Origin of the sequence: Aquiluna borgnonia (genome assembly GCF_013283855.1) — a bacterium.
GTDB lineage: Bacteria > Actinomycetota > Actinomycetes > Actinomycetales > Microbacteriaceae > Aquiluna > Aquiluna borgnonia.
Genome location: NZ_CP054056.1, coordinates 210584 through 235646, shown reverse-complemented (window position 1 = coordinate 235646; position 25063 = coordinate 210584). Strand labels below are relative to the sequence as shown.

The window sequence follows — 25063 nt, the reverse complement described above, 5'->3', positions numbered from 1 at the left end:
AACGAAACAGCAATTTTTTTGTCGTTTTCTTCCAAAAGGCTGAACTGGCTGGGCAATAAGCTTTTGGATTATGACCGATCGCCGCATCAAGAAACTTCTAATTGCCAACCGCGGCGAAATCGCAGTGAGAATCATAAGAGCCGCTAGGGATGCGGGCATCTTGACCATTGCCGTCTATGCCGAGGGCGACCGCAATGCGCTGCACGTGAAGTTGGCGGATGAGGCTTATGCGCTTGGCGGCGCGACCGCTGCAGAGAGCTACCTGGTCATCGAAAAACTTATTGCCGTAGCGAAGCGCTCCGGTTCTAATGCAGTTCACCCCGGCTACGGATTTCTCTCTGAGAACGCGAGCTTCGCCCAGGCAGTACTTGATGCGGGTCTGATTTGGATCGGACCGAGCCCCGCATCCATCGAGCAGCTGGGTGACAAAGTTTCCGCTCGCAAGGTAGCCGAATCCGTCGGTGCACCGCTGGCTCCGGGAACCATAAACCCGGTCGAGAGTGTGAAGGAAGTCGAAGACTTCGTGGCCGAATACGGATTGCCGGTTGCTATCAAGGCCGCCTACGGCGGTGGGGGCCGAGGAATCAAAATTGTGCGCGAGGCATCTGAAATTGCTGAGCTGTTTGAATCGGCAACCCGTGAGGCAATTGCCGCCTTTGGCCGGGGTGAGTGCTTCATTGAGAAGTACCTGGACAAACCCAGGCACGTTGAAACTCAGTGCCTCGCAGACCAGCACGGCAATGTCGTCGTGGTCTCCACGCGAGACTGCTCGCTTCAGCGAAGGCACCAAAAGCTGGTCGAGGAAGCGCCAGCGCCATTTCTTTCGGCCGACCAGGTAAATCGGCTCTACGAATCCTCGAAGGCAATCCTGAAGGCCGTTGGCTACCAGGGGGCTGGAACCTGCGAATTTCTAGTTGCCCAAGACGGAACCATCTCATTCCTCGAGGTCAACACCAGGCTCCAGGTTGAGCACCCAGTCTCTGAAGAGGTCACCGGCTTGGATTTGGTGCGCGAGCAGTTCCGCATCGCCGAGGGTGGGGTGCTTGATTACCCGGACCCTGAGGTGCGCGGTCACAGTTTTGAGTTCAGAATCAACGGCGAGGACCCAGGTCGAAATTTCCTACCGGCTCCCGGGCCAATCCACCAGTTCATAGCCCCCTCTGGTCCTGGTGTGAGAGTGGACTCCGGAGTGGTTTCTGGAGATGTGATCAGCGGAAACTTTGACTCCATGGTTGCAAAACTGATTGTCACCGGCGCCACCAGGGAAGAGGCCCTGGCTCGCTCTCGCAGAGCGCTCGAGGAAATGCAGGTTCACGGCCTCCCCACAGTTCTTCCGTTCCACCGAGAAATCGTTAGCCACAAGGCTTTCACAGCCCAGGATGGCAAGTTTGGTGTCTACACCCGCTGGATTGAAACCGAATGGGAAAACAATTTTGAGCCTTGGTCTGGGCAGGCCGAAGGCCTTCCAGAACCAGAAGCCCGCCGAGAAGTTGTGGTTGAGGTTGCCGGAAAGCGCCTGAGCGTCAGCGTTCCTAAGCGATTGCTAGTGGGAGAGATCGGCTCTGCAGCAGGCCACGCACCCAAGCGAGCAAAGTCCTCCGGGTCCTCTTCTCACACCGGAGCCAAGGGCAACAGCCTGATGGCACCGATGCAGTCCACGGTTGTGAAGCTGGCGGTTGCCGAAGGTTCTCACGTTGAGGCCGGCGAACTAGTCGTGGTTCTTGAGGCAATGAAGATGGAGCAGCCGCTAACTGCTCACCGCTCGGGAACCGTTAGCTCCATTGGGGTTGCGGTTGGCACCACGATTTCCGCAGGCACTCGGATTTTAGATATCGTCGACTAGTCGATTGGCTGGTGCAGGGCAGAGGCTGCCTCTGCAATTGAGCCTGAGATGGACGGGTAAACCGTGTAGGTTCGCGCCAACTGATCAACCGTCAGGCGGTTTTCAATCGCAACTGCAATCGGGAATATCAAATCCGAGGCCCTAGGGGCGACAACAACTCCACCGATCACGGTTCCTGAACCAATCGAAGCAAACAGCTTGATGAAACCTTCGCGAATGCCCTGCATCTTGGCCCGGGGATTGGTGTCCAGCATGACCTTTTCAATTTCTCCGCGCACCAAGCCCTGCTCGATCTCGGCCTGTGACCAACCTACCGAGGCGATTTCTGGGGCGGTGAAAATGTTGGATGCCACATTGCGCATTCGGGTTGGAGCCGCAACATCTCCCATGGTGTGGTAAACAGCAGTTCGGCCCTGCATTGCGCTCACCGATGCCAACGGCATCGCCGTCGAGCAATCTCCCACGGCATACACGTTGGCTCTTGAGGTTCTGGCCACCTTGTTAGCGATCACGTGACCGGATTCGGTGAGCCTGATACCCGCCTCCTCTAGCCCGAGACCCTCAGTGTTGGGTATCGCACCGACTGCCATGAGGCAGTGGCTGCCCTCAATAACTTTGCCGTCTTCCAGGGTTACTCGAACTGAGCTGCCGGTGTTTTCCACCTTGGCAGCCCTGGACTTATTCATGATGTTCATTCCGCGGCGACGAAATACATCCTCAATAAGTTCCGCAGCGTCCATGTCGCTTCCGGGCAAAACCTTGTCGCGGCTGGAGATAAGCGTGACCTCGCTGCCAAGCTGAAGATAGGCAGAGGCAAACTCAGCTCCGGTGACACCGGAGCCAACCACAATCATGTGCTCGGGGAGCTCTTGCAGGTTGTAAAGCTGTTTCCAGGTGAGAATCCGCTCCCCGTCTGGCCTGGAGTTTGGAACCTCACGAGGGTGAGCCCCTACCGCAACGATGATGGTTTTAGCTTCGATGCGCTCTGACTCCCCGCCGAGGGTAGGTTCAACAATTACGTGGTGGTTGCCATCTAGCCGGCCTCGACCAGAAATTATGCGAACACCCTCTTTCTTCAAAGTGGTGAGCATGTCATCAGACTGTGATTTCGCCAGCGCCATCAGGCGCTTGTTGACGGCCTTCATGTCGATCTCGACCCGCGGCCGAACTGCCTTGCCCGCAATTGAAAAATTTACTCCGAGGGTTTGCGCGAGAGAGACCTGCTGGGCCGCTTCCGCGGTAGCAATCAAAGTTTTGGAGGGAACCACATCCGTCAATACCGCGTTACCGCCGATGCCGGCATCCTCGATGAGAATGACCTCTGCCCCGAGTTGTCGACCAGCTCTTGCTGCTTCGTAACCACCGGGGCCACCACCGATAATCACAATGCGGTGCAGGTCAGACAAGGAATTGTTCACTGCTTTATTCTCGCCTAACAATGCTCTAGAAATGGTTAGTTAGACTGAAGTTTATGGTTCATCCACTCAACGCAGAGGGCAGCAATCCCTTCGAAATCGCCGCTAAAGCCGCCGATCAAATTCGTGAGAAATCCGGAATTCAAACCCACGACATCGCACTGACGCTTGGCTCGGGCTGGGCGAAGGCCGCAGACCTGATTGGCGAAACCGTTAGCGAAATCCCGGGCAGTGAGATCATCGGCTTCTCCAAACCAGCGGTGGTTGGCCACGTCGGGACGATTCGGTCAATTCGGCTACCAAATGGTAAATTCGCCCTGGTGATTGGGGCCAGAACCCACTTTTACGAAAACCACGGGGTCAGGGCAGTTGTGCATTCCGTGCGAACCGCAGCCGCCGCCGGAGCCAAGACAATGATTCTGACCAATGGTGCAGGTGGCATCAAACCTCAATGGCAGGGTGGTGCGGCAGTTCTGATCTCAGACCACATCAATTTGACCGCCTCCAGCCCTCTGGAAGGCGCCAACTTCGTAGACCTCACCGACCTTTACTCAAAGCGACTGAGGGATTTGGCACGCGAGGTCGACCCCACCCTGGATGAAGGGGTTTACGTGCAATTTCGCGGCCCGCACTACGAGACGCCAGCCGAGGTCCAGATGGCCAAGGCCATCGGAGGGCACATTGTGGGCATGTCAACTGCGTTGGAGGCTATTGCCGCAAGAGAGGCTGGCATGGAAATCCTCGGGCTGTCTCTGATCACCAACCTCGCAGCTGGAATCCAAACCACACCGCTTTCTCACGCTGAGGTTATTGAGGCTGGTAAGAATGCCGAATCAAGGATTAGCGCACTAGTTGCTCAAATCGTCTCAAAAATCTAATGAACTTGATTTCAAACGCACAAGCCTGGTTGGACCAGGATCCGGATCCTCAAACTAGGTCTGAACTCTCCGAGCTGATTGGGCTTGGTAACACGGCTGAACTCGAGTCAAGATTTGCAGGCCGTTTGGAATTCGGCACAGCCGGACTGCGTGGGGAACTCGGTGCCGGGCCGAATCGCATGAACCGAGTGGTGGTTGCTCAAGCTGCTTTGGCGATAGCCCAGTTTCTAAAAAACAGCGGTGACACCTACCTGGACTCCGAGGGAAAGCTTTCGGCGGTAATTGGTTATGACGCGAGGGTGAACTCAGACATCTTTGCTCGGGATACCGCGGAAATCTTTCAAGCCGCAGGAATCAAGGCAAAACTTTTCTCCCTCGCGGTCCCCACTCCGGTAGCCGCATTCACGGGGAAGCGCCTGTCCGCAAGCGCAACCATTGTGGTGACGGCGAGCCACAATCCTCCGCGCGATAACGGCTACAAGGTTTACCTCGGTGGACCTAACGGCTGCTCTCAGCTCATTAGTCCGCAGGATGGCGAAATAGCAGCGCTGATTGAAAAGATTGCGCTGGAGACCACCTTCGCCGCAATTCCAAAATCCAGCGACTACCAAATTCTTGGCCAGTCGGAAGTGGATGGCTACATTTCCAGGGCCGCAGAATTGGTGATGCATCAGCGTCCGGGCAGAGGCGAGCTGGGCATCACCTACACCGCGCTGCACGGGGTTGGCTATGACGTTGTCGCAAAACTCTTCGCTCGGGTTGGATTCCACATCGATTCAGTTCCTGAACAGCAGACGCCAGACGGCTCTTTTCCAACCGTAAAGTTTCCCAACCCTGAGGAACCCGGCGCGATGGACTTGAGTTTTGAGCTTGCAAAAAAACTCCAGAGCGACATCATCATCGCCAACGACCCAGATGCAGACCGACTGGCTGTTGGCATAAGGACTGATTCGGGTTATCAAATGCTCACCGGTGACCAGGTTGGCTTATTGCTAGCCGAGGCAACTGTTTCTTCGGGCAAAAAGGGCACCGTTGCGAACTCGATCGTATCCGCGAGCCTTGCGCCACTGGCCAAGCACTACGGGGTGGAATACCGCCAAACCCTCACCGGCTTTAAGTGGATCTCAAAGGTCCCAAACCTCAGCTACGGCTATGAAGAAGCCCTGGGTTACTGCGTTGACCCCAGCCACACCCCGGATAAGGACGGCATCTCGGCGGCCCTGATAATTGCCGAGCTCGCAGCTGAGCTGAAGCAACAGGGGCGCAACCTGAAGGACCTTCTGGCAGAACTGGCCGAGCGCTACGGTCACCTCGCCACCGGGCAGGTATCAATTCGAGTCTCTGATCTAAGTGTGATTTCGACAATCATGGCCGGCGTAAGAGCGAACCCGCCGGTGAAAGTCTTGGGAGCTGAGATTGGTTTTGAGGACTTGGAATCCGGAAACAGGTTCCCGCCAACCAACGGCGTGATTTTAGAGTCAGATCAAATAAGGGTCATCATCCGCCCATCGGGAACCGAACCAAAGCTCAAGTGTTACCTGCAGGCCACCGCCGACAGTGCCAAGTCAGCCGAAGCGCTGTTAGGAAACCTAAAAGTTTGGGCCAGTGAGTTGCTGGCTAGCCACCAATAAGACGCTGAACACTTGCGGGGACTGGAAGGCCAGCAGCCTCGTCATCCGCAGGAATCGCTTGATCCCAGCCCTGTTTCAGCGGAACGATCCCGGCCCAAACTCCCTGGTTTAAATCGTCTTCATCGTCATCAACCTCATTGACGGAAATCTTCACCGAGGTCTCATCTAGTTGCACGGCGACGATGATGGTCGCTGCGAGTTCCTTTTTCTTGCTTTGCCTCACCTCGGAGACTCGGCCCGGAATCATGGCATCGCTTAGGGCATTTAGAGCCTGATCCTTCTCATCGTCAGACACCAGCCTTGCCTCTCCGAAAATCACAACCGAGCGGTAGTGCATTCCGGAGTTGAAGGTGCTGCGAGCAACTTTCAGGGCTCTGAGTTCAGTGATTGAAACGCAGACCGCGGGTTCTTGCTCCAGGGCGCGCATTAGACGCGAACCAGACGAGCCGTGGAGATAGAGGGTGTTCGCTACTCGGCCGTATGCCATGGGGATAACCAGGGGGCGCCCCTCAAAAATGATGCCGACGTGAGCCACCAAATTGGCATCCAGGATTGAGTAGAGGTCCTCGGTAGAGTGCGAGGCCTTGTAGCTCAGACGATTGAGTTTTGTTCTCTCGGTTTCACCAGGATTTGCCATCTGGCAAGCCTAGCCGAGGGATTTAGTGAGTTTCTCGGAGAGTTCGGCTAGATCAAAAATGTTATTTATGACCACTACCTCAGAGCGAATTCCATTGATCTGGGATTGCAGTTCCGGGGTGATGAAAACCAGCTGAGCGGGTGAATCGTCGGCCATCGCGGCCGAGACAGAGACCGCCTGAACCTCAGCCTCAATGCCCAGAGATTGCAGAACGCGATCGACATTGGACTTAAGTAATACCGAGGTGCCGATACCCGCACCGCACACCGCATAAATCTTCACGTCGCTATATAACCAACTCAGTCCAGTAATAGCTTCCGAAGTTCAACAGAATTACTGGCATTTAACAAAAGATTCACCATTTCACCCCTACTCATTACGGCCGCAAATTCTGACAGCAGCTCGAGGTGGGAGGAAGGGTCCTTAGCGCAAAAGCCAAAGAGTAACCTAACCGGATCGTTCGCTGAACCCGATTGAGTGCCACTCTGCAGTTTTAGTAGTGAAAATCCCGTGGCAATCACGGATGAAGATGGGGCCGCGTGAGCGATGGCGATGTGGGGCGCAATTACAAAGTAGGGGCCATGCTTGGCGTTAGCTTCCAGGACCTCATCCAGATAGGACGCCTTGACCTGGCCGGCTTGCTCGAGCAAATGAATGGTTTGAGCAATTGCCTGCTCCCAGCTCAGGGCATCAGCCTGAACCGAAATTGAGTTTGGACCAAAGGCCTCTGCAAGCACTAGCGCTGGCTTTCGAAACCGATCTCAATCATGTCCATGAGCTCCTCGCGCTCAGGAAGTCCCTGGAATGCAGCCTCAGCAGCATTGAGCTGGAACTGCTCGAGGTCCTCAAGGGTGTAGCCGAAGGTCTCAACGAGAATCTCAAGCTCTTTGGTGAGGTTGGTTGCGCTCATCAGGCGATTGTCGGTGTTCACCGTCACCTTGAATCCCAGGTCATAAAGAATGTCAAATGGGTGGTCCGCCATGGTGTCACCGAGCATCTCAAACGCGCCGGTTTGAAGGTTCGAAGATGGCGAGACCTCCAGGGCGATGCCGCGATCGTGAACCCACTGCGCAACCGGACCAAGCACCACCAAGTCGGTGTCGCCCTCGGTCCGCGAGAACATAATGTCTTCAACCAAACGGACTCCGTGTCCCAGTCGCAGTGCGCGTCCCGAAACAATGGCATCGCGGATAGATTCGACTCCGTCGGCCTCTCCGGCGTGAACAGTACAGGGGAAAAGCTCCTCGGCTAGGAAGTCGAAGGCCGCCTTGTGCCTTGAGGGCATGAAGCCCTTTTCAGCCCCGGCGATGTCAAACCCAACGACTCCATTGTTTCTCTGGCGCACTGCCAGCTCGGCTATCTCCATGCCGCGATCGGCATGACGCATCGCAGTTACCAGTTGGCCGGTTCTGATGAAACCGCCCCTGGCCTCAACATCCTGCATGCCTCGCTCTAGACCATCCTGAACCGCCTCAACGGTCTCATCTAGACTCAGGCCACCTGCCAGGTGCTGCTCTGGGGCCCAGCGAAGTTCGGCGTAAATCACGTTTTCCTCGGCTAGGTCCAATACGGCCTCGTAGGCCACTCGCTCCAAACCCTTCCGAGTCTGCATCACCGCAACGGTGTGATCAAAGGTTTCCAGGTAGCGAACCAGCGATCCAGAATTTGCAGACTCGGCAAACCAGGCACCAAGTTCAATGGGGTCGGTGCTGGGCAGAGTGTGACCAACCTCTGCGGCGAGCTCGATGATCGTCTGCGGGCGCAATCCACCGTCGAGGTGGTCGTGCAAAGAAATCTTTGGAAGGGATTTGATGTCCAAGGGGTTCCTAACTGATCTTTCCGAGGATGAGCTTACGTTCCGGGGCGTGGGATGCTGAAATCGAAACGGCACCCTGCGCTAAAGCCTGCGCTCTCTCAAACTTTTCCTCGGTGTCGGTGAATAGCGTCATGAGCGGAGCACCGGCTTCGACCCACTGGCCAAGTTGAGCATGAAGCTCGATTCCCGCCCCAAACTGAACCGCGTCTTCCTTGCGCTCTCTTCCAGCGCCAAGTCTCCAAGAGGCAACGCCGAGCTCGAGAGCATCGAGCCTAGAGATGTAGCCGGACTCTTCAGCCGTCAGCTGGTGCCAGTGCTTTGCCTTTGGAAGTTCAGCATCCGGGTCCCCGCCCTGGGCCGCAATCATTTTGCGCCAGACCTCATAGGCCTTACCGTTAGATAGGTTTTCCCTCGGGTCAACATCGCTCATGCCAACGTGGTGGAGCATTTCTCTCGCCAATTCAACGGTCAGCTCAACAACATCCGAAGGTCCTCCTCCGGTTAGGACCTCAATGGACTCTTTAACTTCGAGAGCATTGCCGATCTTTAGTCCCAGTGGAGTTGACATATCTGTTAGTAGCGCTGAGGTTTTTACACCGGCGTCCTGCCCGAGCTGGACCAGAGTTTGCGCCAACTCCTGGGCGCGGTCGAGGGTCTTCATGAAGGCTCCCGAACCCACCTTGACATCCAGAACCAGCGCCGAGGTTCCCTCGGCAATCTTCTTGCTCATGATTGACGATGCGATCAGCGGTATCGCCTCAACGGTTCCCGTGACATCCCTGAGCGAATAGAGCTTGCGATCTGCCGGTGCCAAACCTGAACCGGCGGCGCAAATCACCGCCCCAATCTCTGCGAGCTGCGAATAGAGCTCGGTGTTGGAGAGCGAAGCCTGCCAGCCCGGGATTGACTCCAGCTTGTCCAGCGTTCCACCGGTGTGACCCAGGCCCCTGCCGGAAAGCTGCGGAACCGCAACCCCGTAAGAGGCAACAAGCGGAGCCAGGGGCAAAGTGATCTTGTCCCCAACGCCACCGGTTGAGTGCTTGTCGGCAGTAGGGGCCGCTAGGCCATCGAAGCTCAATCGTTCACCGGAGGCAATCATTGCCAGCGTTAGGTCTTTGATTTCCCGACGGTTCATCCCGTTGAGCAAAATCGCCATCGCCATAGCGGACATCTGCTCATCCGCGACGCGGCCGGAGGTGTAGTTGGCAACCAGCCAATCAATTTCAGCTGTGCTGAGCTCCCCCCGCTCGCGTTTTTTGATGATTAGCTCAACGGCTGAAAAACTCAATTACTTCTCCAAATGTTCGGGACCAAAAGCGTCCGGCAAAACCTGATCCATGCTCTTGATGCCTGAAACGGTTTCAAGCAGCATGCCCGGCGCACGGTGTTCGTAGAGCAACTGTCGGCAGCGTCCGCAGGGCATCAGGGTGTTTCCGTCACCGTCAACGCAGGAAAATGCGACTAGTTTTCCGCCGCCGGTTCGGAACAGCTCACTCACCAGCGAGCACTCGGCACAAAGCCCCACACCATAGGAGGCGTTCTCGACATTGCAACCAGAAATTATCTGACCCGAGTCGGTAAGGGCAGCCGCCCCAACCGGAAAATTGGAGTACGGGGCGTAGGCCCGCTGCATAGCAGCAATGGCCTCAGCCTTAAGTGCAACCCAGTCGATTTCCACCGGCTACCCCTTCACGTAAGGAATGGCGAGGGATTTTGGAGGTCTGGATTGACCAACAAAACCGACCACCGCGATGATGGTGACGATGTAGGGAACCATGGTGATGAAGTCGGTTGGAATACCAGGACTGACCTGGTTGGCCCAAACCCTGAGGATGATTGAGAAGCCAAACAGCAGCGCCGCAAGAGCGGCCGAGATGGGGTGCCAGCGACCCAGGATAACCACTGCCAAAGCAATGAATCCAAAGCCTCCAGACATCTCTCGCCCGAATGCACCGGCGTTTCCGACCGTGAGGGCCGCACCGCCAAAGCCAGCGATGGCGCCGCCAATGGTGACCCACCAGAACCGAGTGCGCGACACATTGATACCTACGGTGTCAGCAGCCAACGGGTGTTCGCCGACCGCTCTGGCTCGCAGCCCGAGCCTGGTCTTGAAGAGCACGAACCAAAGGGCAGGGACAATCAGCAGGGCCACGAATACCGTGATGCGGTTCTCGAAAAACACGGGGCCGAGCACCGGAATATCGCTCAGCAGCGGAATCTTGACGATATCGAGGGTGCCAGGGAAGTTAACGTTCTCCCCGTCTTCGGTCAACCACTGCTGATACAGGAAGTTGGTGATACCGATCACCAGAACGTTCAGAACAACACCGACGATGATTTGCTGAGCTAGGAACTTGATGGCAAAGACCGCCAGCACCATGCTCATCAGCGCTGCGGTAAACATTGCCGACAAGATACCCAGGGTAAAGCTGTCTGTCAGCGAGGTCACCACGGCGGCCATGAAGGCTCCTGTCAGCAGCTGGCCCTCAATGGCGATGTTGGTGATTCCACTGCGCTCACTCATCACACCGGCCATGGCGCCCAGCATGATTGGAACAGCCAAGACCAGGGCTGTGCCGGCAATGAACACCACAGGAACGGTGTTGCCAGCTGCCAGCCAACCCAGCAGCGCCACAACTCCAATGAAGCCGAAGCTGGTTGATATCCAAAGCGGTGTGGGCTGATTTTGAGCTGAGCGATACAGAGCAAATCCAGCGATCAGCAGCATCAAAATGCCAGAGATCAAACCCAGGGTTGCCGATTCGATTGGGAGCGCTGGGATTTGCACTAAATCCTGCTTGCGCGAGAGTTCGAAACTCGCCTCACCCTCGCGACCTGCGATGCCGAAGAAGTAAAGGACTAGAAGACCAAGCGCCCCCATGATGCCGGGGGCCTTGAAGCCGACTCGCTCGTCCTTAGAAATACCCTCGAGAGCCTTGAGCATCACTTGGCACCTCCCTTGGCAAAGATTCGATCTCGGATCGCCCCGAGCGCGTTGGTATTTTGAGGTTTTGGCAGCCCAAAGATTGCCCGAATCAGCGGAGGAGCGGCAATGAACAGCACGATCGCCCCCTGCACGATTCCCAAAACCTCTGGCGAGATTCCAATCACCTGCATTGCTGGTGCCCCGGCCTTGAAGGCCCCGAAAAGCATGCCGGCGAGCAGAATTCCAGGTGCTGAACTACCACCGAGAAGCGCCACGGTTATGGCGTCAAAACCAATGTTTGCGTGGGTCGATGGGGTGACACCGATGGCCGAGCCAAGGGCTTGGTTCGCGGCTGCAACGCCGACGAATGCAGCCGAAAGACCCATGGCTAGAACGTAGGTGCGATTGACATTGATACCTGCGGTTTTAGCGGCATCCGGGTTGTATCCCACCATTCTCAAGCGGTAGCCAATCGTGGAACGCTCCATCAACCACCAGTAGAGGATCACCGCGGCCAAGGAAATTATCAGGCCCCAGTGCAGCGAGAACTGATCCCCAAATAGTGCTGGGAACTGAGCCGTTTCAGCAGCTGGATCAGCCTTGGGGTTTCCGGTTGCCCTCTCCTCCTGCAGTAGGGCTGGGTCCCTCATCAAGAAGGTGAAGAAATACAGCGCGATGTAGTTGAGCATGATGGTCAGGATGACCTCGTGGGCTCCGGTTCGGGCCTTTAGGAAGCCGACCAGGGCTCCCAGCAGGGCAGCTCCCAAGATTCCAGCTACTAGCGCCACCAGGGTGTGAATGACAAAGGGAAGTTCAATGCGAGTGGCGACCCAGGTGGCAAAAATCATGCCAAAAATCAACTGGCCGGTGCCGCCGATGTTGAATAGGCCAACCCTGAATGTCAGGCCGATTCCCAGTCCTGCGGCAACCAGTGGTGCGCCCAGGCGCAGCGTCTCAGTTAGCGGACGAATTGCCTTTTCAAAGGTTTCGGCCTCAGCGTTGAAAATTGCGCCACGGAACAGCGCGCCATAACCCTCGCTGACCACGGTCCAGGCCGCTCCAAGCGAGTCTGTGGGGCGAGAGAAGAAATAGCCCAGCCCCTCGAGGAACTCCTTATTGGAACCGATCATGAATAGGGCGCCCACCAGGAATCCGAGAATCACCGAGAGCAGAGTCCTGGTAAAACCACCGGCCAAGATTTCTTTCACGGCCTGGGAGAGTCGTTCTTCGTTTTGAGAGTTGTTACTCATGCGCTTACTCCAGCCATCATCTTGCCCAGCTGCTCCCTAGAGGTGGTGGGGGGAACAATTCCAACTATTTCCCCTCGATACATCACAGCAATTCGGTCAGCCAATGCCAAAACTTCATCCAGCTCGGTGGAAATTAGAATCACAGCCTTGCCGGCATCGCGCTCAGCGACTATTTGCTCGTGGATGAACTCAATCGAACCCACATCCACCCCTCGGGTGGGCTGCGAGGCAATCAGCAGATCAACATTCCTGTAAAGCTCCCTAGCGACCACGACCTTTTGCTGATTTCCTCCGGAGAGCTTTCCCGCCAGAGCCTCAGCCGAGGGGGTGCGGACGTCAAAACGGGAGATCAGATCCTTCGCAATTCGCTTGCGAGCGGAGAAATTGATACTGAGGCCCTTGGTGAATTCGGACTTGTAGGAGGCATCCAGCATTAGGTTTTCAGCGACCGAAAACTCCGAAACCAGTCCGTCCTTCTTGCGGTCCTCAGGGATGAAACCGACACCCATTTCAAGCACCTCGCGGACGCTTGGCTGGGCCTTGAGGTACTGATCCTTGATTGCGATAGCGCCCATGCCGCGCATTACCGGCCTGAGCCCAAGCAGTGCCTCGGCCAGTTCGGTTTGACCGTTGCCCTGCACTCCGGCAATGGCCAGAATTTCCCCGGCGTGAACCTTGAGGCTCACTCCCCTGACAGCTCGCTGGTTGCGATCGTCGAGGACATTGATGTTTTCCAGTCGAATGACTTCGGCCCCTGGTTCGGCCGATTTCTTCGAAACGGTTAGGTCGACTTCGCGCCCAACCATCATTGAGGCCAGCTCTGAGGTGGAATCCTCGGGAGAAGCACTTCCGACAACTTTTCCTAACCGGATAACGGTAATGCGGTCGGCAACTTCCTTTACTTCACGAAGCTTGTGGGTGATAAAAACAATCGAGGTTCCGCTCTTTGCCAGCTGGCGCATAATCGCCATGAGCTCATCGGTCTCCTGCGGAGTAAGCACTGCAGTTGGCTCGTCGAGGACTAAAACTTTGGCGTCTCTTGAAAGCGCCTTAATGATTTCAACTCGCTGCTGAACACCGACCGGCAGATCTTCAACCAGGGCATCGGGATCTACGTTGAATCCGAATCGGTCGGAGATTTCGATGACCCGAGCGCGGGCCTTTGCAAGATTTAGAGTTCCCAGAGCCGAGGTCGGCTCATTTCCAAGGGCGACATTCTCGGCAACCGTGAAGACGGGAATGAGCATGAAGTGCTGGTGGACCATGCCGATGCCCGCGGCCATCGCATCGCCGGGACCGGAGAATTTTTGAACCTTGTCATCCAGCAGAATCTGACCCTCGTCTGCGGTGTAAAGGCCGTAGAGCACGTTCATCAGGGTCGACTTACCCGCACCGTTCTCTCCCAGCAGCGCGTGAATCTCACCGGGGTTGACGGTCAAGTCAATATGGTCATTGGCAACCAACTGGCCGAAGCGTTTGGTGATGCCTCGAAGTTCTAATTTCAATCTACGCACTCCTTCGTGCCAGGTTCTATTCTGCCAAATAGTAAGGGCCGCAGATTCCTCTGCGGCCCCCAACTATTTTTTCAGACTAGCTCAGTGGGTCGATCTCACCCGCGATGATGCCGGCCTCTAGCTCTGCTAGACGTGCCTTGGTTGCGTCATCAATCTTGGAGTCGAACTCGTAGAACGGAGATAGTCCGGTTCCACCGTTTGCCAAGGTGCCGAGGTATGCGTCGCCTGAGAACTCGCCACCAGCGGAGAGCTCAGCCACGATGTCGTAAACAGCGTTGGTCATGCGCTTCTCAGCAGAGGTCAGCACGTATGGTGCGTACTCTGGGGAGGTTAGGGCTACGTCCTTGTCAACACCGATCATGACACCGGCGATGCCAGCTTCCTCGATTGCCTGAGAAACTGCACCGAACTGGTCTCCACCAACTGGGAAGATCACGTCAGCGCCGTCGTTGATCAGGGCTGCAGCAATCGACTTGGAGGTTCCGGAGTTTGGAGTGAAGTCACCGATGAACTGACCGGTGGCTGCGGCTGGGTCCCAACCTACAACCTTGACCTCGGCGCCGTTCTCTGCACCCCATGCCATAGCTCCGTAGTAGAAGCCGTTCATGAAGTCAGTAACTGCGTCGATCTGCATTCCACCGTAGGTACCAACGACCTTGGTGGTGGAGTAGGCAGCTGCCAGGTAGCCAGCAAGGTAGCTGGACTGGTTCATTGCGTAACCAACTGGCTTTAGGTTGGCGTTACCCTCGCTCCAACCGTCAATGGTTACGAACTGGGTCTCTGGGTTAGCTGCCGCTGCAGCGTTGACATCGGCAACCAAGTTGAAGCCAACTGCGAAGGTGATGTCACAGGCCTGGTCAACCATGGCCTGAAGGTTTGGTGCGAAGTCCTCGGCAGAGTTGGACTCTGCTTCGGCAATCTGAACACCGAGCTCTGCCTCGGCCTTTAGCAGACCGTCGTAAACAGACTCGTTGAATGACTTGTCGTTCCAGCTACCCTCGTCGGAAACTGCACAGGCTAGGTAGTCAACGCTTGGCGCTGCTTCCTCGGTTGCGGTCTCAGACTCGGTCGCGGTTGGCTCTGCCTCTGGTGCAGCGGCGCAACCAGATAGCACTAGAGCCGAGGCGCCTAGCAGGGCGAATGCGGCTGATGCATTCTTTAGTTTCAAGGTTTCCTCCTGATTTGGAATTTGGTGCTCTCAGGCACCGGTTCGCCCATCACTCTACTCCGCTATTTGCGCGCAAACGCGAGGTAAACGCCAAGATTTACGGGTTTGAAACAACTGTTATAAAAGCTCTGAGTGACCGCTCTGTTTCAAGACATCGACGAGTGACTTTACTTTTTGAGCATGCTCTTTGGTCGTGATGAGAAGGGCGTCTGGAGTATCAACCACGATTACATCCTCGAGGCCAATCAACGCAACAAGTCGGTCGGTATCTGAGATCAAAATGCCAGAGGATGAATCGGAGAGCACTCTGGCAGAACCCAGCACTGCAAGGTTTCCCTTGCGTCCCTGGGATTGAAGTTCGGCGATTGATGCAAAGTCTCCAACGTCGTGCCACTCAAACTCGGCCGGGACAACTGCAACCAGTCCCTGCTCGGCAGCAGGTTCGGCAATTGAGTAGTCAATTGCAATGCGCTTGAGTTTTGGCCAGTTGGCTTTGAGGACTGCCTCCCGGCTTGGCGTGTCCCAAGCCTGCGCAATTTTGTCGATTGCAGCGTGTAGCTCGGGTTCGGTTCTTTGCAACACCTCAAGCAGCAGCTTGGCCGGGGCTATGAACATTCCGGCATTCCAGAAATAGTCTCCGGACTCGACGTATTGCCTGGCCAATTTGATGTTTGGCTTCTCGACAAACTTCAAGACTTCGCAGGCGTTTGGGTAATCCAGCGGATCACCCTTTTGGATGTAGCCGAATCCGACCGAAGGTTCGGTTGGTCGAAGTCCAATGGTGACGATTTTTCCGGATGCCGCCACCGAGACAGCCTCTTTGACGGTGGCCAAGAACTGGTCGGTGTCCAATATCACGTGGTCGGCCGCAAAGGATCCGATGATTACCTCGGGCTCCCGGCGCATCAAGACCGCTGCCGCCAAAGCAATCGCTGCCGTGGAATCCCGGGGTGAGGGTTCGAGAATGATGTTGGCATCATCGAGTTCGGGAAGCTGCTGCTCCACGGCATGGGCGTGAACGTTTCCCGTCACAACCATGGTTCGACCTGCGGAGATCGGCTGCAACCGATCCCAGGTGTCCTGGAGCAGAGTCTGACCACTGCCGGTCAGATCGTGCAAAAACTTTGGGGCGCTCGCTCTTGAAAGAGGCCAAAGCCTGGAGCCCACGCCTCCGGCAGGGATAACAGCGTAAAAGCGCTCCAGAGCGGAAATTTCAGATTTCACCCTTCAAACCCTAGATGTTTATCTGGTTTTTGGGGAAGTGCGCGGGGTCAAGTTGGTTAGACTTTAGCTATCCCGAAACTATCCATGGAGGCTAGCTTGGCAACTCGGCCAGCAGGAACCCTGTACCGCGGCAAGGTGGGCATGTGGTCCTGGGTTTTGCACCGCATCACCGGTGTCGCAATTTTCTTTTTCCTTCTGGTCCACGTGTTGGACACCGCCCTGGTCAGGGTTAGCCCCGAGGCCTACAACGTGGTCATCGAGTCCTACAAGACGCCGATCATTGGACTCGCAGAGCTTGGCCTGGTCGGAGGCATCCTCTTCCACGGTCTAAATGGCCTACGAGTAATCGCCGTGGACTTCTGGTCCAAGGGAACCAAGTACCAAAACCTAATGTTCTGGGCAGTAATGGCGATCACCGTTATCGCAGTAGCTGGCTTTGCGCCCCTGCACCTAGCTCGAGTGTTCGGAGGTCACTAAGTGGTAGTTATCGAGACTCCAGTTCAGCCCAGAAGCCGCAAGGCTGCCAACTGGGAGAAGTACGGCTGGCTCTTTATGCGTGTCTCCGGACCGCTGCTGGTCGTCCTTATTTTTACCCACCTGATTGTCAACCTGGTTTTGGGTGATGGCATCAAGGCAATCGACTTCGCATTCGTAGCTGGAAAGTGGGCAGATCCGTTCTGGCAGGTTTGGGATATGGCCATGCTGTGGCTAGCCATGATTCACGGAACCAACGGAATGCGCACCATCGTCAACGACTACACCGAGAAGGAGAGGGTCCGCGTGGGATTGAACTACACCCTGTGGATTGTTTGTGCCCTTCTGATTGTTCTAGGAACCCTGGTGATCTTCACCTTCGACCCTTGCCCCGCTGGTGCAGCTGCAGAGCTGTTGCCTTCGTTCTGCCCAGCAAACTAGTTAGGAAATCATGGCCAACGACAACGTGACCTATCACTCTTACGACGTAGTTATCGTGGGTGCTGGCGGAGCCGGTATGCGCGCCGCGATTGAGGCTGGCCCACACGCCAAGGTGGCTGTGGTTTCAAAACTTTTCCCAACCCGCTCTCACACCGGAGCCGCCCAGGGTGGTATGGCTGCTGCTCTTGCCAACGTTGAGGAAGACAGCTGGGAGTGGCACACTTTCGACACCGTCAAGGGTGGCGACTACCTGGTTGACCAGGACGCCGCAGAAATTCTGGCCAAGGAATCGGTCCAGGCGGTTATCGACCTGGAGAACATGGGATTGCCGTTCAACCGCACCCCGGACGGCAAGATCGACCAGCGCCGTTTCGGTGGTCACACTCGCGATCACGGGAAGGCGCCGGTTCGCCGTTCCTGCTACGCGGCAGACCGCACCGGTCACATGATCCTGCAGACCCTCTACCAAAACTGCGTGAAGCTGGGCATCGAGTTCTACAACGAGTTTTACGTTCTTGACCTGGCCATGAACGACGGCAAGCCTTCGGCGGTTGTCGCCTACGAGCTAGCGACCGGAGACATTCACGTGTTCGCGGCCAAGAGCATCGTGTTTGCAACCGGTGGATTCGGAAAGATCTACAAAACCACCTCCAACGCTCACACCTTGACCGGCGACGGCGTTGGAATCATCTTCCGCAAGGGCCTTCCTTTGGAGGACATGGAGTTCTACCAGTTCCACCCGACCGGTCTTGCCGGACTGGGAATTTTGCTCTCCGAAGCAGCCCGAGGCGAGGGTGGCATTTTGCGCAATGCCTCCGGTGAGCGTTTCATGGAGCGCTATGCCCCGACCATCAAAGACCTAGCTCCGCGTGACATGGTTGCCAGAGCGATGGCTAATGAGGTCCGGGAGGGTCGCGGTGGCGGACCCAACAAGGACTATGTATTCCTTGACCTGACTCACCTGGAGCCCGCCGTAATTGACGCAAAGCTCCCCGACATCACCGAGTTTGCCAGAACCTACCTGGGTGTTGAGCCTTACACCGAACCGGTTCCGGTTTTCCCAACCGCTCACTACGCCATGGGTGGTATCCCAACCAACATCAAGGCAGAGGTGCTCAGCGACAACGACACCGTGGTCCCAGGGCTATACGCCGCCGGCGAGTGCGCCTGTGTCTCGGTTCACGGCGCCAACCGACTAGGAACCAACTCACTGCTGGACATTAACGTCTTCGGTAAGCGTGCCGGCCGCTACGCGGTGGAGTACGCGAAGACCGCCAAGCAGGTTCCGGTTCCAGAGAACGCTGCCGACGAAGTGCTGGCAATGCTGGAGAAGGTTCGCAAGGCAAAGGGTAAAGAGAAGGTGGCCCAGCTGCGCAAGGAGCTGCAGGAAACCATGGACAAAAACGCCCAGGTTTTCCGCACCGAGGAGACCTTGAACGAAGCCTTCGACAAGATTCAGGAGCTGCGCAAGCGCTACGAGAACATCTCAATCCAGGACCAGGGCAAGCGCTTCAACACCGACCTCCTGGAGGCCATTGAGCTTGGATTCCTGCTGGATCTTGCAGAGGTCACGGTAATCACCTGTCGCGAGCGCCGCGAGTCTCGCGGAGCTCACCTGCGCGAGGACTTCCCAACTCGTGACGACCAGAAATTCATGGTTCACTCCATGGCCTACAAGACCGAAAACACCGACAAGGCAACCGGCACCAACATTAAGTTGGGCTGGAAGCCTGTGGTTATCACCAACTACCAGCCAATGGAGCGTAAGTACTAATGGCAGAGCAGAAGATAGCTGAGGTTGCCTCTTTCCAGGTAACCCTGATGATTCGCCGATTTGACCCGGAGACTGACTCCGAGCCGAAGTGGGTGGACTACGACGTCGAGATGTTCGGCACCGACCGCGTGCTGGACGCCCTGCACAAGATCAAGTGGGAGCAGGACGGTTCCCTAACCTTCCGCCGCTCCTGTGCCCACGGCGTCTGCGGATCGGACGCCATGCGCATCAACGGTCGCAACCGACTAGCCTGCAAGACCTTGATCAAGGATCTAGACATCTCTCAGCCGATCTACGTTGAGCCAATCAAGGGCCTTCCGGTTGAAAAAGACTTGATCGTGGACATGAACCCCTTCTACCAGGCCTATAAGGATGTCAACCCATTCCTAATTGCCTCGGACAAGCCCGAGAAGGAGCGCCTGCAGTCCCCTGAGGACCGCGCCCGCTACGACGACACCACCAAGTGCATTCTCTGTGCGGCCTGCACCACCAGCTGCCCAGTTTTCTGGACTGATGGCCAGTACTTTGGCCCGGCCGCCATTGTGAATGCTCACCGCTTCATTTTTGACTCACGTGATGAGGCCGCCCAGGTTCGCATCGACATCCTGAACGACAAAGAGGGTGTCTGGCGCTGCCGCACCACCTTCAACTGCACCGAGGCTTGCCCCAGAGGTATTGAGGTAACGAAGGCCATCGCAGAGGTCAAGCAGGCCATCCTGCGCGGAAAGCCATGAGCCTAACTCGCCGTGCGGCTCTCGGGGGAATAGCTGCCAGCACCGTGGTCCTGGCAGGCTGCGCAGCGGCCGAGGAAACCGCCACTCCGGTCGCCTCTGAGACTCAGGCCGCCACCTCCGGCGCAATCATGCTGGCGATGGTCAATGAGGTCCCGGTTGGCTCGGGAACCAAGTTCCCGGTGGATGAGATGCTCACGGTTTTGGTGACTCAGCCAACCGAAGGTAACTTCAAGGCTTTCAGTGCCACCTGCACTCACTCCGGCTGCATCGTAAACGGGGTTGAGGAGACGGAAATTGTCTGCGGTTGTCACGGCGCCCGGTTTGACTCTGAATCTGGAATGGTGCTAGCCGGGCCGGCCAAAACTGCGCTCGGGAGAATCCCCGTTGAGATCCGCGGTGAGGAAATCTGGATCACCCTCTGATGAAAACCATCACCACGGTAAACGTGAACGGTGTCAGGGCTGCCGCAAAAAACGGCATGGGGGCATGGCTCAGTCAGGCAAAACCCGACATTCTTTGCCTGCAGGAAGTGCGTGCTCCGCGATCTGAGCTTGATGCGCTAGCGGTCGATGGGCCTTTATCTGTAGCGCCCGCCTGGCACATCTACAACCACGAGGCAACCGCCAAGGGGCGAGCTGGCGTAGCGATCCTCTCTAAGTTTGAGGCGATAGAAACCCGCACCGAGTTAGGACCAGAAGAATTTGACTCAGCCGGTCGCTGGCTCGAGGCCGACTTTGAAACTGCTGCCGGGCTCCTTACGGTGGTGAGCGTTTACGTTCACTCGGGCGAGGTTGAAACCCCCAAGCAGGTTGAAAAATACAAGTTTTTGGAAGCTATGCAGGAGCGGATGGCGTGGTTGATTGAGAATCGTGAGCTCGCTCTGATTGTCGGTGATTTGAACGTTGGCCACACCGAACTAGACATCAAGAACTGGAAGGGTAACCTCAAAAACGCCGGGTTCTTGCCTCAGGAACGCGCCTATTTTGATAACTTCGCAGCCCAGGGCTGGGTGGACCTTGGTCGCAGTGCGCACCCTGAAACCCCCGGCCCCTACACCTGGTGGTCTTTCAGGGGTCAGGCGTTTGACACGGATGCCGGTTGGAGAATCGATTACCAACTAGCCTCGCCAAAGCTTGCCCAGCTAGGGCAGAATTATCGGATTGATCGGGCCGAGAGCTATGACGCTCGCTGGAGCGATCATGCCCCCGTAACGGTTGACTTTCAACTTTAGGAAATGATGTCCAAACCCAATCTGCTCTCTGGAATGCAGCCGAGCGCCTCAAGCCTGCACCTTGGAAACTACCTGGGGGCGCTAACCCAGTGGGTGAAGATGCAGGAAGACTTCAACGCCTACTACGTCATCGTCGACCTCCACGCCATTACTGTCCCCCAGGAACCTGCGCAGCTGAGGGAGAACACCAGAAGAACCGCGGCTCAATACATTGCCGCAGGGATTGATCCGGAAAAATCGGCGCTGTTTGTCCAGTCCCATGTCCCCGCCCACGCCCAATTGGCCTGGGTGCTGAACTGCATCACGGGTTTTGGTGAAGCGTCGCGAATGACTCAATTCAAGGACAAGAGCCAAAAGGGTGGGGCGGACAACTCCTCCGTCGGGCTTTTTACCTACCCGATCTTGCAGGCCGCAGATATTTTGCTTTATCAGCCAAAAGCCGTCCCTGTTGGAGAGGATCAGCGCCAGCACCTTGAGCTCACCAGAGACCTGGCGACTCGCTTCAACTCCAGATTCGGTCAAACCTTCGAGATCCCCGAGGCTCACATCCTCAGGGAGACCGCGAAGATCTATGACCTGCAGGAACCAACGGCCAAAATGTCCAAGTCCGCTGCCGACCCCAAGGGTCTAGTGAACCTGATGGATGAGCCAAGCGTGATCGCTAAAAAGATTAAGAGCGCTGTCACCGACACCGATGGTGAGATTCGCTTCGACCGCGATGCCAAGCCTGGTGTTTCTAACCTGATTGGTATCTACAGCGCTATCACTGGCGAGAGCATCGACTCCTTCACCGCTTCACTGCAGGGCCAGGGGTATGGCGCACTCAAGACGGCGGTAGCGGATGCAGTTGTGTCGGCACTTGATCCAATTCGCAATCGTGCTCAAGAACTTCTCGGCGATCCCGCTGAACTGGATCGCCTGCTTGCAAGCGGCGCTGCAAAGGCCAACGAGATTGCCGAGCGGACCCTCTCAGACGTCTATGACCGTTTGGGATTCGTTCGACCATAATCCAAGGGGAATTTCCCAGCCCCGGAGAGTATTGTTCTTAGTAACACAGTTCTTCGGGGTCAGTGAAAATCTGAGCCGGCGGTTAAAGTCCGCGACCCGACTGGGAGCTTGGCAGCCAGCTAAGTGACCTCAGGCGGTTGAATCGGTGAAATTCCGATACCGACGGTTAAAGTCCGGATGGGAGAAGAACCGGGGATGCCTTGGCGTCCCTTCTTTTCGCGCCCCCGGCGTGCTGTGTTGGCACGCGGAAGGGCAAGCATGAATCACACTGATTACGAGAGCGCGATGAAGCGCGCGCTCGAGCTTGCTCTCAGAGGCCCGGCTGCTGGCGTGAACCCGCAGGTTGGGGCCGTAATCCTGAACGATTCAGGTGAGATTGTTGCCGAGGGCTGGCACCTTGGTTCGGGTACCGACCACGCCGAAGTGATGGCCCTGAAAAATCTCAGTGCAAAATTTGAAACGCTTCCCAAAGGGCTAACGGCAGTTGTGACGCTGGAGCCCTGCAATCACACTGGCAAGACCGGTCCCTGCGCGCAGGCGCTGATCGCAGCTGGAATTTCGAGAGTTGTATATGCCTCAAGCGACCCGGGTGACGCTTCTTCCAACGGAGCCCAAACTCTGAGGGATGCCGGAGTCGAAGTAATTTCCTCGGTCCTTGAAACTGAGGCCGATTTCCAAAGCCGAGTTTGGTTGACTGCTAATCGCCGCCGCAGTCCCTTCGTCACGCTGAAGTGGGCAAGCTCTCTAGATGGCAGAAATGCTGCGAGCGACGGCAGTAGCAAGTGGATTTCAGGGGAAGAGTCCCGAGCCCACACCCATCTGCAGCGCAGTCAATGCGATGCGATTGCGGTCGGCACCGCCACCGTCTTGGCAGATGATCCAGAGCTTTTAGCCCGTAAGTCTCCTAACGAGTACTACTCGAACCAGCCCCTGCGAGTTGTGATCGGGAACTCTGACATCCCGGCTTCAGCCCGGGTGCTTCAGGGTGGGGACTCTGTTCAACTGAGAACTAGGGATTTGCAGGCAGCACTTTCCGAGCTTTGGGCACGCGGAGTGAAGCATCTGCTGGTAGAGGGTGGTCCCAACCTGGCAAGTGCCTTCGAGGAAGCTGGTCTGGTGGATGAGTACCAGATCTATCTGGCACCGGTGCTTCTTGGTGGGCCGCGCACTTCACTGACCGACATCGGAGTGGAAAACATTTCCCAGGGTCACCGCCTGGAGATTTTAGAGACCGCCCAGCTGGGCACAGATTTATTCATTAGAGCAAGGAGAAAGTAATGTTCACCGGAATCATCGAAGAACTTGGAAAAGTAAGCGGCATCGAGCAGCAGCAGGACGCCATCAGGCTCACCATCTCCTGCTCAAAGGTGCTATCGGACCTAAAGCGGGGCGATTCCATCAGCTGCTCTGGGACCTGCCTCACCGCCATTGAAATTGATGGCACCTCCTTCACCGCAGACGTGATGCTGGAAACCCTGAGGCGTTCCAGCCTGAGCGAAGTGCAGGTGGGTGATGTCATTAACCTCGAGCGGGCCATGAATCACGACACCCGCTTTGGAGGTCACATTGTCCAGGGACATGTTGACGGTGTCGGCGAATTTCTCTCTCGCGAGAAGAGTGATAACTGGGACTGGGTCAAGGTCAGCATTCCGCAGGACCTCATGAAATACGTGGTGATGAAGGGCTCAATCACCATCGATGGCATCTCGCTGACAGTCAACGAGGTGGGCGAGGACCACATCGCCCTGTCGCTGATCCCAGAGACCCTCGAGGTCACCACCCTCGGCTACAAGAAGCCCGGCGACAAGGTAAACGTCGAGGCAGATGTCCTTGCCAAGCACATCGAAAGGCTTATGCAGGCTAAATGAGCGAACTTTCCACCATTGAAGAGGTCTTAGCAGCCCTCCGCGCCGGTAAACCGGTGCTGGTTTCGGATGCCGAAGATCGCGAGAACGAGGGCGATGCCATCATCGCAGCTGAGTTTGCCACTACCGAGTGGCTGGCCTGGATGATTCGCTACACCTCCGGCTACATTTGCGCCCCAATGAGCAATGAGCGGGCAAACGCTCTCGATCTACCTCTGATGTGGGTAAACAGCACCGATCCGCACCAAACTGCCTACACGGTCACGGTTGACGCAGCGAATAGAGAGTCCACTGGAATTAGTGCATCGGAGCGCGCTTTGACCGCCCGAGTGCTAGCTGATCCAGCTTCCGAACCCAAGTCTCTGCTTCGCCCAGGGCACGTAGTTCCGCTTCGGGCAAGGGATGGCGGGGTGCTCGAGCGCCCCGGTCACACCGAAGCTGCGGTTGACCTGATGAAGCTTGCCGGCCTTCAGCCGGTCGCCATGATGGCCGAGATGGTGAACGACGATGGAACAATGATGCGGTTTGGGGAATTATTAGCAACCGCTAAGAGGTTTGAACTACCTATGACTACCATCGCGCACTTAAAAGATCATCTGGGCAAGCGACAGGGACAAACCCCTGCCCCGGCAAACAGAATCAGGTTTGAGGCCGAGGCAAACGTCCCGACCACTCACGGAGACTTCCGCCTTCGCGGATACTACGACGTAGAGACCACTGCAGACCACGTGGCTCTAATCTCTGGCAACCCAACCGGTGCCGAGGTAATGGTCCGCCTGCACTCCGAGTGCATAACCGGAGAAGCCTTCGGTTCGCTGAAGTGCGAATGTGGTCCACAGCTAGAGGCTGCGATGGACGAGGTTGCCAAGAACCCAGCCGGCGGCGTGGTTATTTATCTTCGTGGCCAAGAGGGTCGCGGAATTGGACTTTTGAACAAGCTCAAGGCTTACGCGCTACAGGAAAAGGGTTACGACACCGTAGATGCCAACTTGGCACTGGGTCTGCCCTCTGAGGCCCGCGAGTACGGTGCAGCCGTTGCGATCCTGAAGGACCTGGGGATCACCAGCGTTCGACTGATGACCAACAACCCTGCCAAGAGCAAGTACCTAATCGATGCTGGTATCCCAGTCACCGAAACCGTTCCGCTGGTCGTAGGCCTAGCCAAGGAGAACCTGGGCTACCTGCAGGCAAAGCGCGAGCGCATGGGACACCAGATTCCCGCTAACCTGTAGGG

The 25063-nt window shown here is 56.4% G+C and carries 25 protein-coding genes and 1 riboswitch; of the genes, 13 read left to right on the top strand and 12 right to left on the bottom strand.

The window, feature by feature from the left end; translation table 11 throughout:
• Positions 1 to 70: 70 nt before the first annotated feature.
• Positions 71 to 1843 (top strand): acetyl/propionyl/methylcrotonyl-CoA carboxylase subunit alpha, encoded by a 1773-nt coding sequence (locus HRU87_RS01270; RefSeq protein WP_173493164.1) that lies wholly within the window; start codon positions 71 to 73, stop codon positions 1841 to 1843.
• On the opposite strand, the gene HRU87_RS01265 is transcribed toward HRU87_RS01270, so the two are convergent.
• Positions 1840 to 3261, bottom strand: coding sequence for an NAD(P)H-quinone dehydrogenase (locus HRU87_RS01265; protein ID WP_173493163.1), 1422 nt, complete (start codon positions 3259 to 3261; stop codon positions 1840 to 1842). The two genes, HRU87_RS01270 and HRU87_RS01265, sit on opposite strands and share 4 nt — an antisense overlap.
• A gap of 53 nt (positions 3262 to 3314) precedes the next feature.
• On the opposite strand from HRU87_RS01265, the gene HRU87_RS01260 reads away from it, so the two are divergent.
• The gene (locus HRU87_RS01260) at positions 3315 to 4136 is read left to right on the top strand and encodes a purine-nucleoside phosphorylase (protein ID WP_173493162.1); all 822 of its coding nucleotides are present in this window, start codon (positions 3315 to 3317) and stop codon (positions 4134 to 4136) included.
• Positions 4136 to 5767 (top strand): phospho-sugar mutase, encoded by a 1632-nt coding sequence (locus tag HRU87_RS01255; protein ID WP_173493161.1) that lies wholly within the window; start codon positions 4136 to 4138, stop codon positions 5765 to 5767. The genes HRU87_RS01260 and HRU87_RS01255 overlap by 1 nt, the downstream gene beginning before the upstream one ends.
• On the opposite strand, the gene HRU87_RS01250 is transcribed toward HRU87_RS01255, so the two are convergent.
• The 11 genes from HRU87_RS01250 to HRU87_RS01200 all read right to left on the bottom strand — a co-directional run bounded on the left by HRU87_RS01250 (position 5754) and on the right by HRU87_RS01200 (position 16302).
• Complete coding sequence (locus HRU87_RS01250) at positions 5754 to 6404, bottom strand: pyridoxamine 5'-phosphate oxidase family protein (RefSeq protein WP_173493160.1); 651 nt, start codon at positions 6402 to 6404, stop codon at positions 5754 to 5756. The genes HRU87_RS01255 and HRU87_RS01250 overlap by 14 nt on opposite strands.
• A 9-nt stretch (positions 6405 to 6413) precedes the next feature.
• A complete protein-coding gene (locus HRU87_RS01245) occupies positions 6414 to 6686 on the bottom strand; it encodes a PTS sugar transporter subunit IIB (protein WP_173493159.1) in 273 nt (90 codons plus the stop codon).
• A 17-nt stretch (positions 6687 to 6703) separates the two neighbouring features.
• A complete protein-coding gene (locus HRU87_RS01240) occupies positions 6704 to 7141 on the bottom strand; it encodes a PTS sugar transporter subunit IIA (RefSeq protein ID WP_173493158.1) in 438 nt (145 codons plus the stop codon).
• Positions 7141 to 8223: an adenosine deaminase gene (locus tag HRU87_RS01235; RefSeq protein ID WP_173493157.1), complete on the bottom strand. Its 1083-nt coding sequence runs from the start codon at positions 8221 to 8223 to the stop codon at positions 7141 to 7143. Before HRU87_RS01235 ends, HRU87_RS01240 begins: the two co-directional genes overlap by 1 nt.
• Positions 8224 to 8230: 7 nt before the next feature.
• A complete protein-coding gene (locus HRU87_RS01230) occupies positions 8231 to 9508 on the bottom strand; it encodes a thymidine phosphorylase (RefSeq protein WP_173493156.1) in 1278 nt (425 codons plus the stop codon).
• A complete protein-coding gene (locus HRU87_RS01225) occupies positions 9509 to 9898 on the bottom strand; it encodes a cytidine deaminase (RefSeq protein ID WP_281359130.1) in 390 nt (129 codons plus the stop codon).
• Between the two features lie 3 nt (positions 9899 to 9901).
• Positions 9902 to 11164 carry an ABC transporter permease gene (locus tag HRU87_RS01220; RefSeq protein WP_173494214.1) on the bottom strand — a complete coding sequence of 421 codons (1263 nt, stop codon included), beginning with the start codon at positions 11162 to 11164 and terminating at the stop codon, positions 9902 to 9904.
• Positions 11164 to 12396 (bottom strand): ABC transporter permease, encoded by a 1233-nt coding sequence (locus HRU87_RS01215; RefSeq protein ID WP_173493155.1) that lies wholly within the window; start codon positions 12394 to 12396, stop codon positions 11164 to 11166. Before HRU87_RS01215 ends, HRU87_RS01220 begins: the two co-directional genes overlap by 1 nt.
• The gene (locus HRU87_RS01210) at positions 12393 to 13901 is read right to left on the bottom strand and encodes an ABC transporter ATP-binding protein (RefSeq protein WP_173493154.1); all 1509 of its coding nucleotides are present in this window, start codon (positions 13899 to 13901) and stop codon (positions 12393 to 12395) included. Before HRU87_RS01210 ends, HRU87_RS01215 begins: the two co-directional genes overlap by 4 nt.
• 85 nt (positions 13902 to 13986) lie before the next feature.
• Positions 13987 to 15078: a BMP family lipoprotein gene (locus HRU87_RS01205; RefSeq protein ID WP_173493153.1), complete on the bottom strand. Its 1092-nt coding sequence runs from the start codon at positions 15076 to 15078 to the stop codon at positions 13987 to 13989.
• Between the two features lie 117 nt (positions 15079 to 15195).
• Positions 15196 to 16302, bottom strand: a complete 1107-nt coding sequence (locus HRU87_RS01200; protein WP_173493152.1) for a mannose-1-phosphate guanylyltransferase — start codon at positions 16300 to 16302, stop codon at positions 15196 to 15198.
• Between the two features lie 84 nt (positions 16303 to 16386).
• On the opposite strand from HRU87_RS01200, the gene sdhC reads away from it, so the two are divergent.
• From sdhC to ribB, 10 genes are all read left to right on the top strand, one after another.
• Entirely contained in the window at positions 16387 to 16779 is a 393-nt protein-coding gene (gene sdhC / locus HRU87_RS01195; protein ID WP_173493151.1) for a succinate dehydrogenase, cytochrome b556 subunit, read from the top strand.
• On the top strand, positions 16780 to 17217 hold the full coding sequence (locus HRU87_RS01190) for a succinate dehydrogenase hydrophobic membrane anchor subunit (protein ID WP_173493150.1): 438 nt from the start codon (positions 16780 to 16782) through the stop codon (positions 17215 to 17217). It begins immediately after the preceding gene.
• A 10-nt stretch (positions 17218 to 17227) separates the two neighbouring features.
• The gene (sdhA, locus tag HRU87_RS01185; protein ID WP_173493149.1) at positions 17228 to 18991 is read left to right on the top strand and encodes a succinate dehydrogenase flavoprotein subunit; all 1764 of its coding nucleotides are present in this window, start codon (positions 17228 to 17230) and stop codon (positions 18989 to 18991) included.
• On the top strand, positions 18991 to 19725 hold the full coding sequence (locus HRU87_RS01180) for a succinate dehydrogenase iron-sulfur subunit (protein WP_173493148.1): 735 nt from the start codon (positions 18991 to 18993) through the stop codon (positions 19723 to 19725). The genes sdhA and HRU87_RS01180 overlap by 1 nt, the downstream gene beginning before the upstream one ends.
• Positions 19722 to 20147 carry a Rieske (2Fe-2S) protein gene (locus tag HRU87_RS01175; protein ID WP_173493147.1) on the top strand — a complete coding sequence of 142 codons (426 nt, stop codon included), beginning with the start codon at positions 19722 to 19724 and terminating at the stop codon, positions 20145 to 20147. The genes HRU87_RS01180 and HRU87_RS01175 overlap by 4 nt, the downstream gene beginning before the upstream one ends.
• Positions 20147 to 20956: an exodeoxyribonuclease III gene (locus HRU87_RS01170; RefSeq protein ID WP_173493146.1), complete on the top strand. Its 810-nt coding sequence runs from the start codon at positions 20147 to 20149 to the stop codon at positions 20954 to 20956. Before HRU87_RS01175 ends, HRU87_RS01170 begins: the two co-directional genes overlap by 1 nt.
• Before the next feature lie 6 nt (positions 20957 to 20962).
• Positions 20963 to 21964 (top strand): tryptophan--tRNA ligase, encoded by a 1002-nt coding sequence (trpS, locus tag HRU87_RS01165; protein ID WP_173494212.1) that lies wholly within the window; start codon positions 20963 to 20965, stop codon positions 21962 to 21964.
• A gap of 45 nt (positions 21965 to 22009) precedes the next feature.
• A riboswitch (FMN riboswitch) is annotated at positions 22010 to 22157 on the top strand.
• Between the two features lie 65 nt (positions 22158 to 22222).
• Positions 22223 to 23242 (top strand): bifunctional diaminohydroxyphosphoribosylaminopyrimidine deaminase/5-amino-6-(5-phosphoribosylamino)uracil reductase RibD, encoded by a 1020-nt coding sequence (ribD, locus tag HRU87_RS01160; RefSeq protein ID WP_246247295.1) that lies wholly within the window; start codon positions 22223 to 22225, stop codon positions 23240 to 23242.
• Positions 23242 to 23832 (top strand): riboflavin synthase, encoded by a 591-nt coding sequence (locus HRU87_RS01155; RefSeq protein WP_173493145.1) that lies wholly within the window; start codon positions 23242 to 23244, stop codon positions 23830 to 23832. The genes ribD and HRU87_RS01155 overlap by 1 nt, the downstream gene beginning before the upstream one ends.
• A complete protein-coding gene (gene ribB / locus HRU87_RS01150) occupies positions 23829 to 25061 on the top strand; it encodes a 3,4-dihydroxy-2-butanone-4-phosphate synthase (protein WP_173493144.1) in 1233 nt (410 codons plus the stop codon). The genes HRU87_RS01155 and ribB overlap by 4 nt, the downstream gene beginning before the upstream one ends.
• Positions 25062 to 25063: the final 2 nt, after the last annotated feature.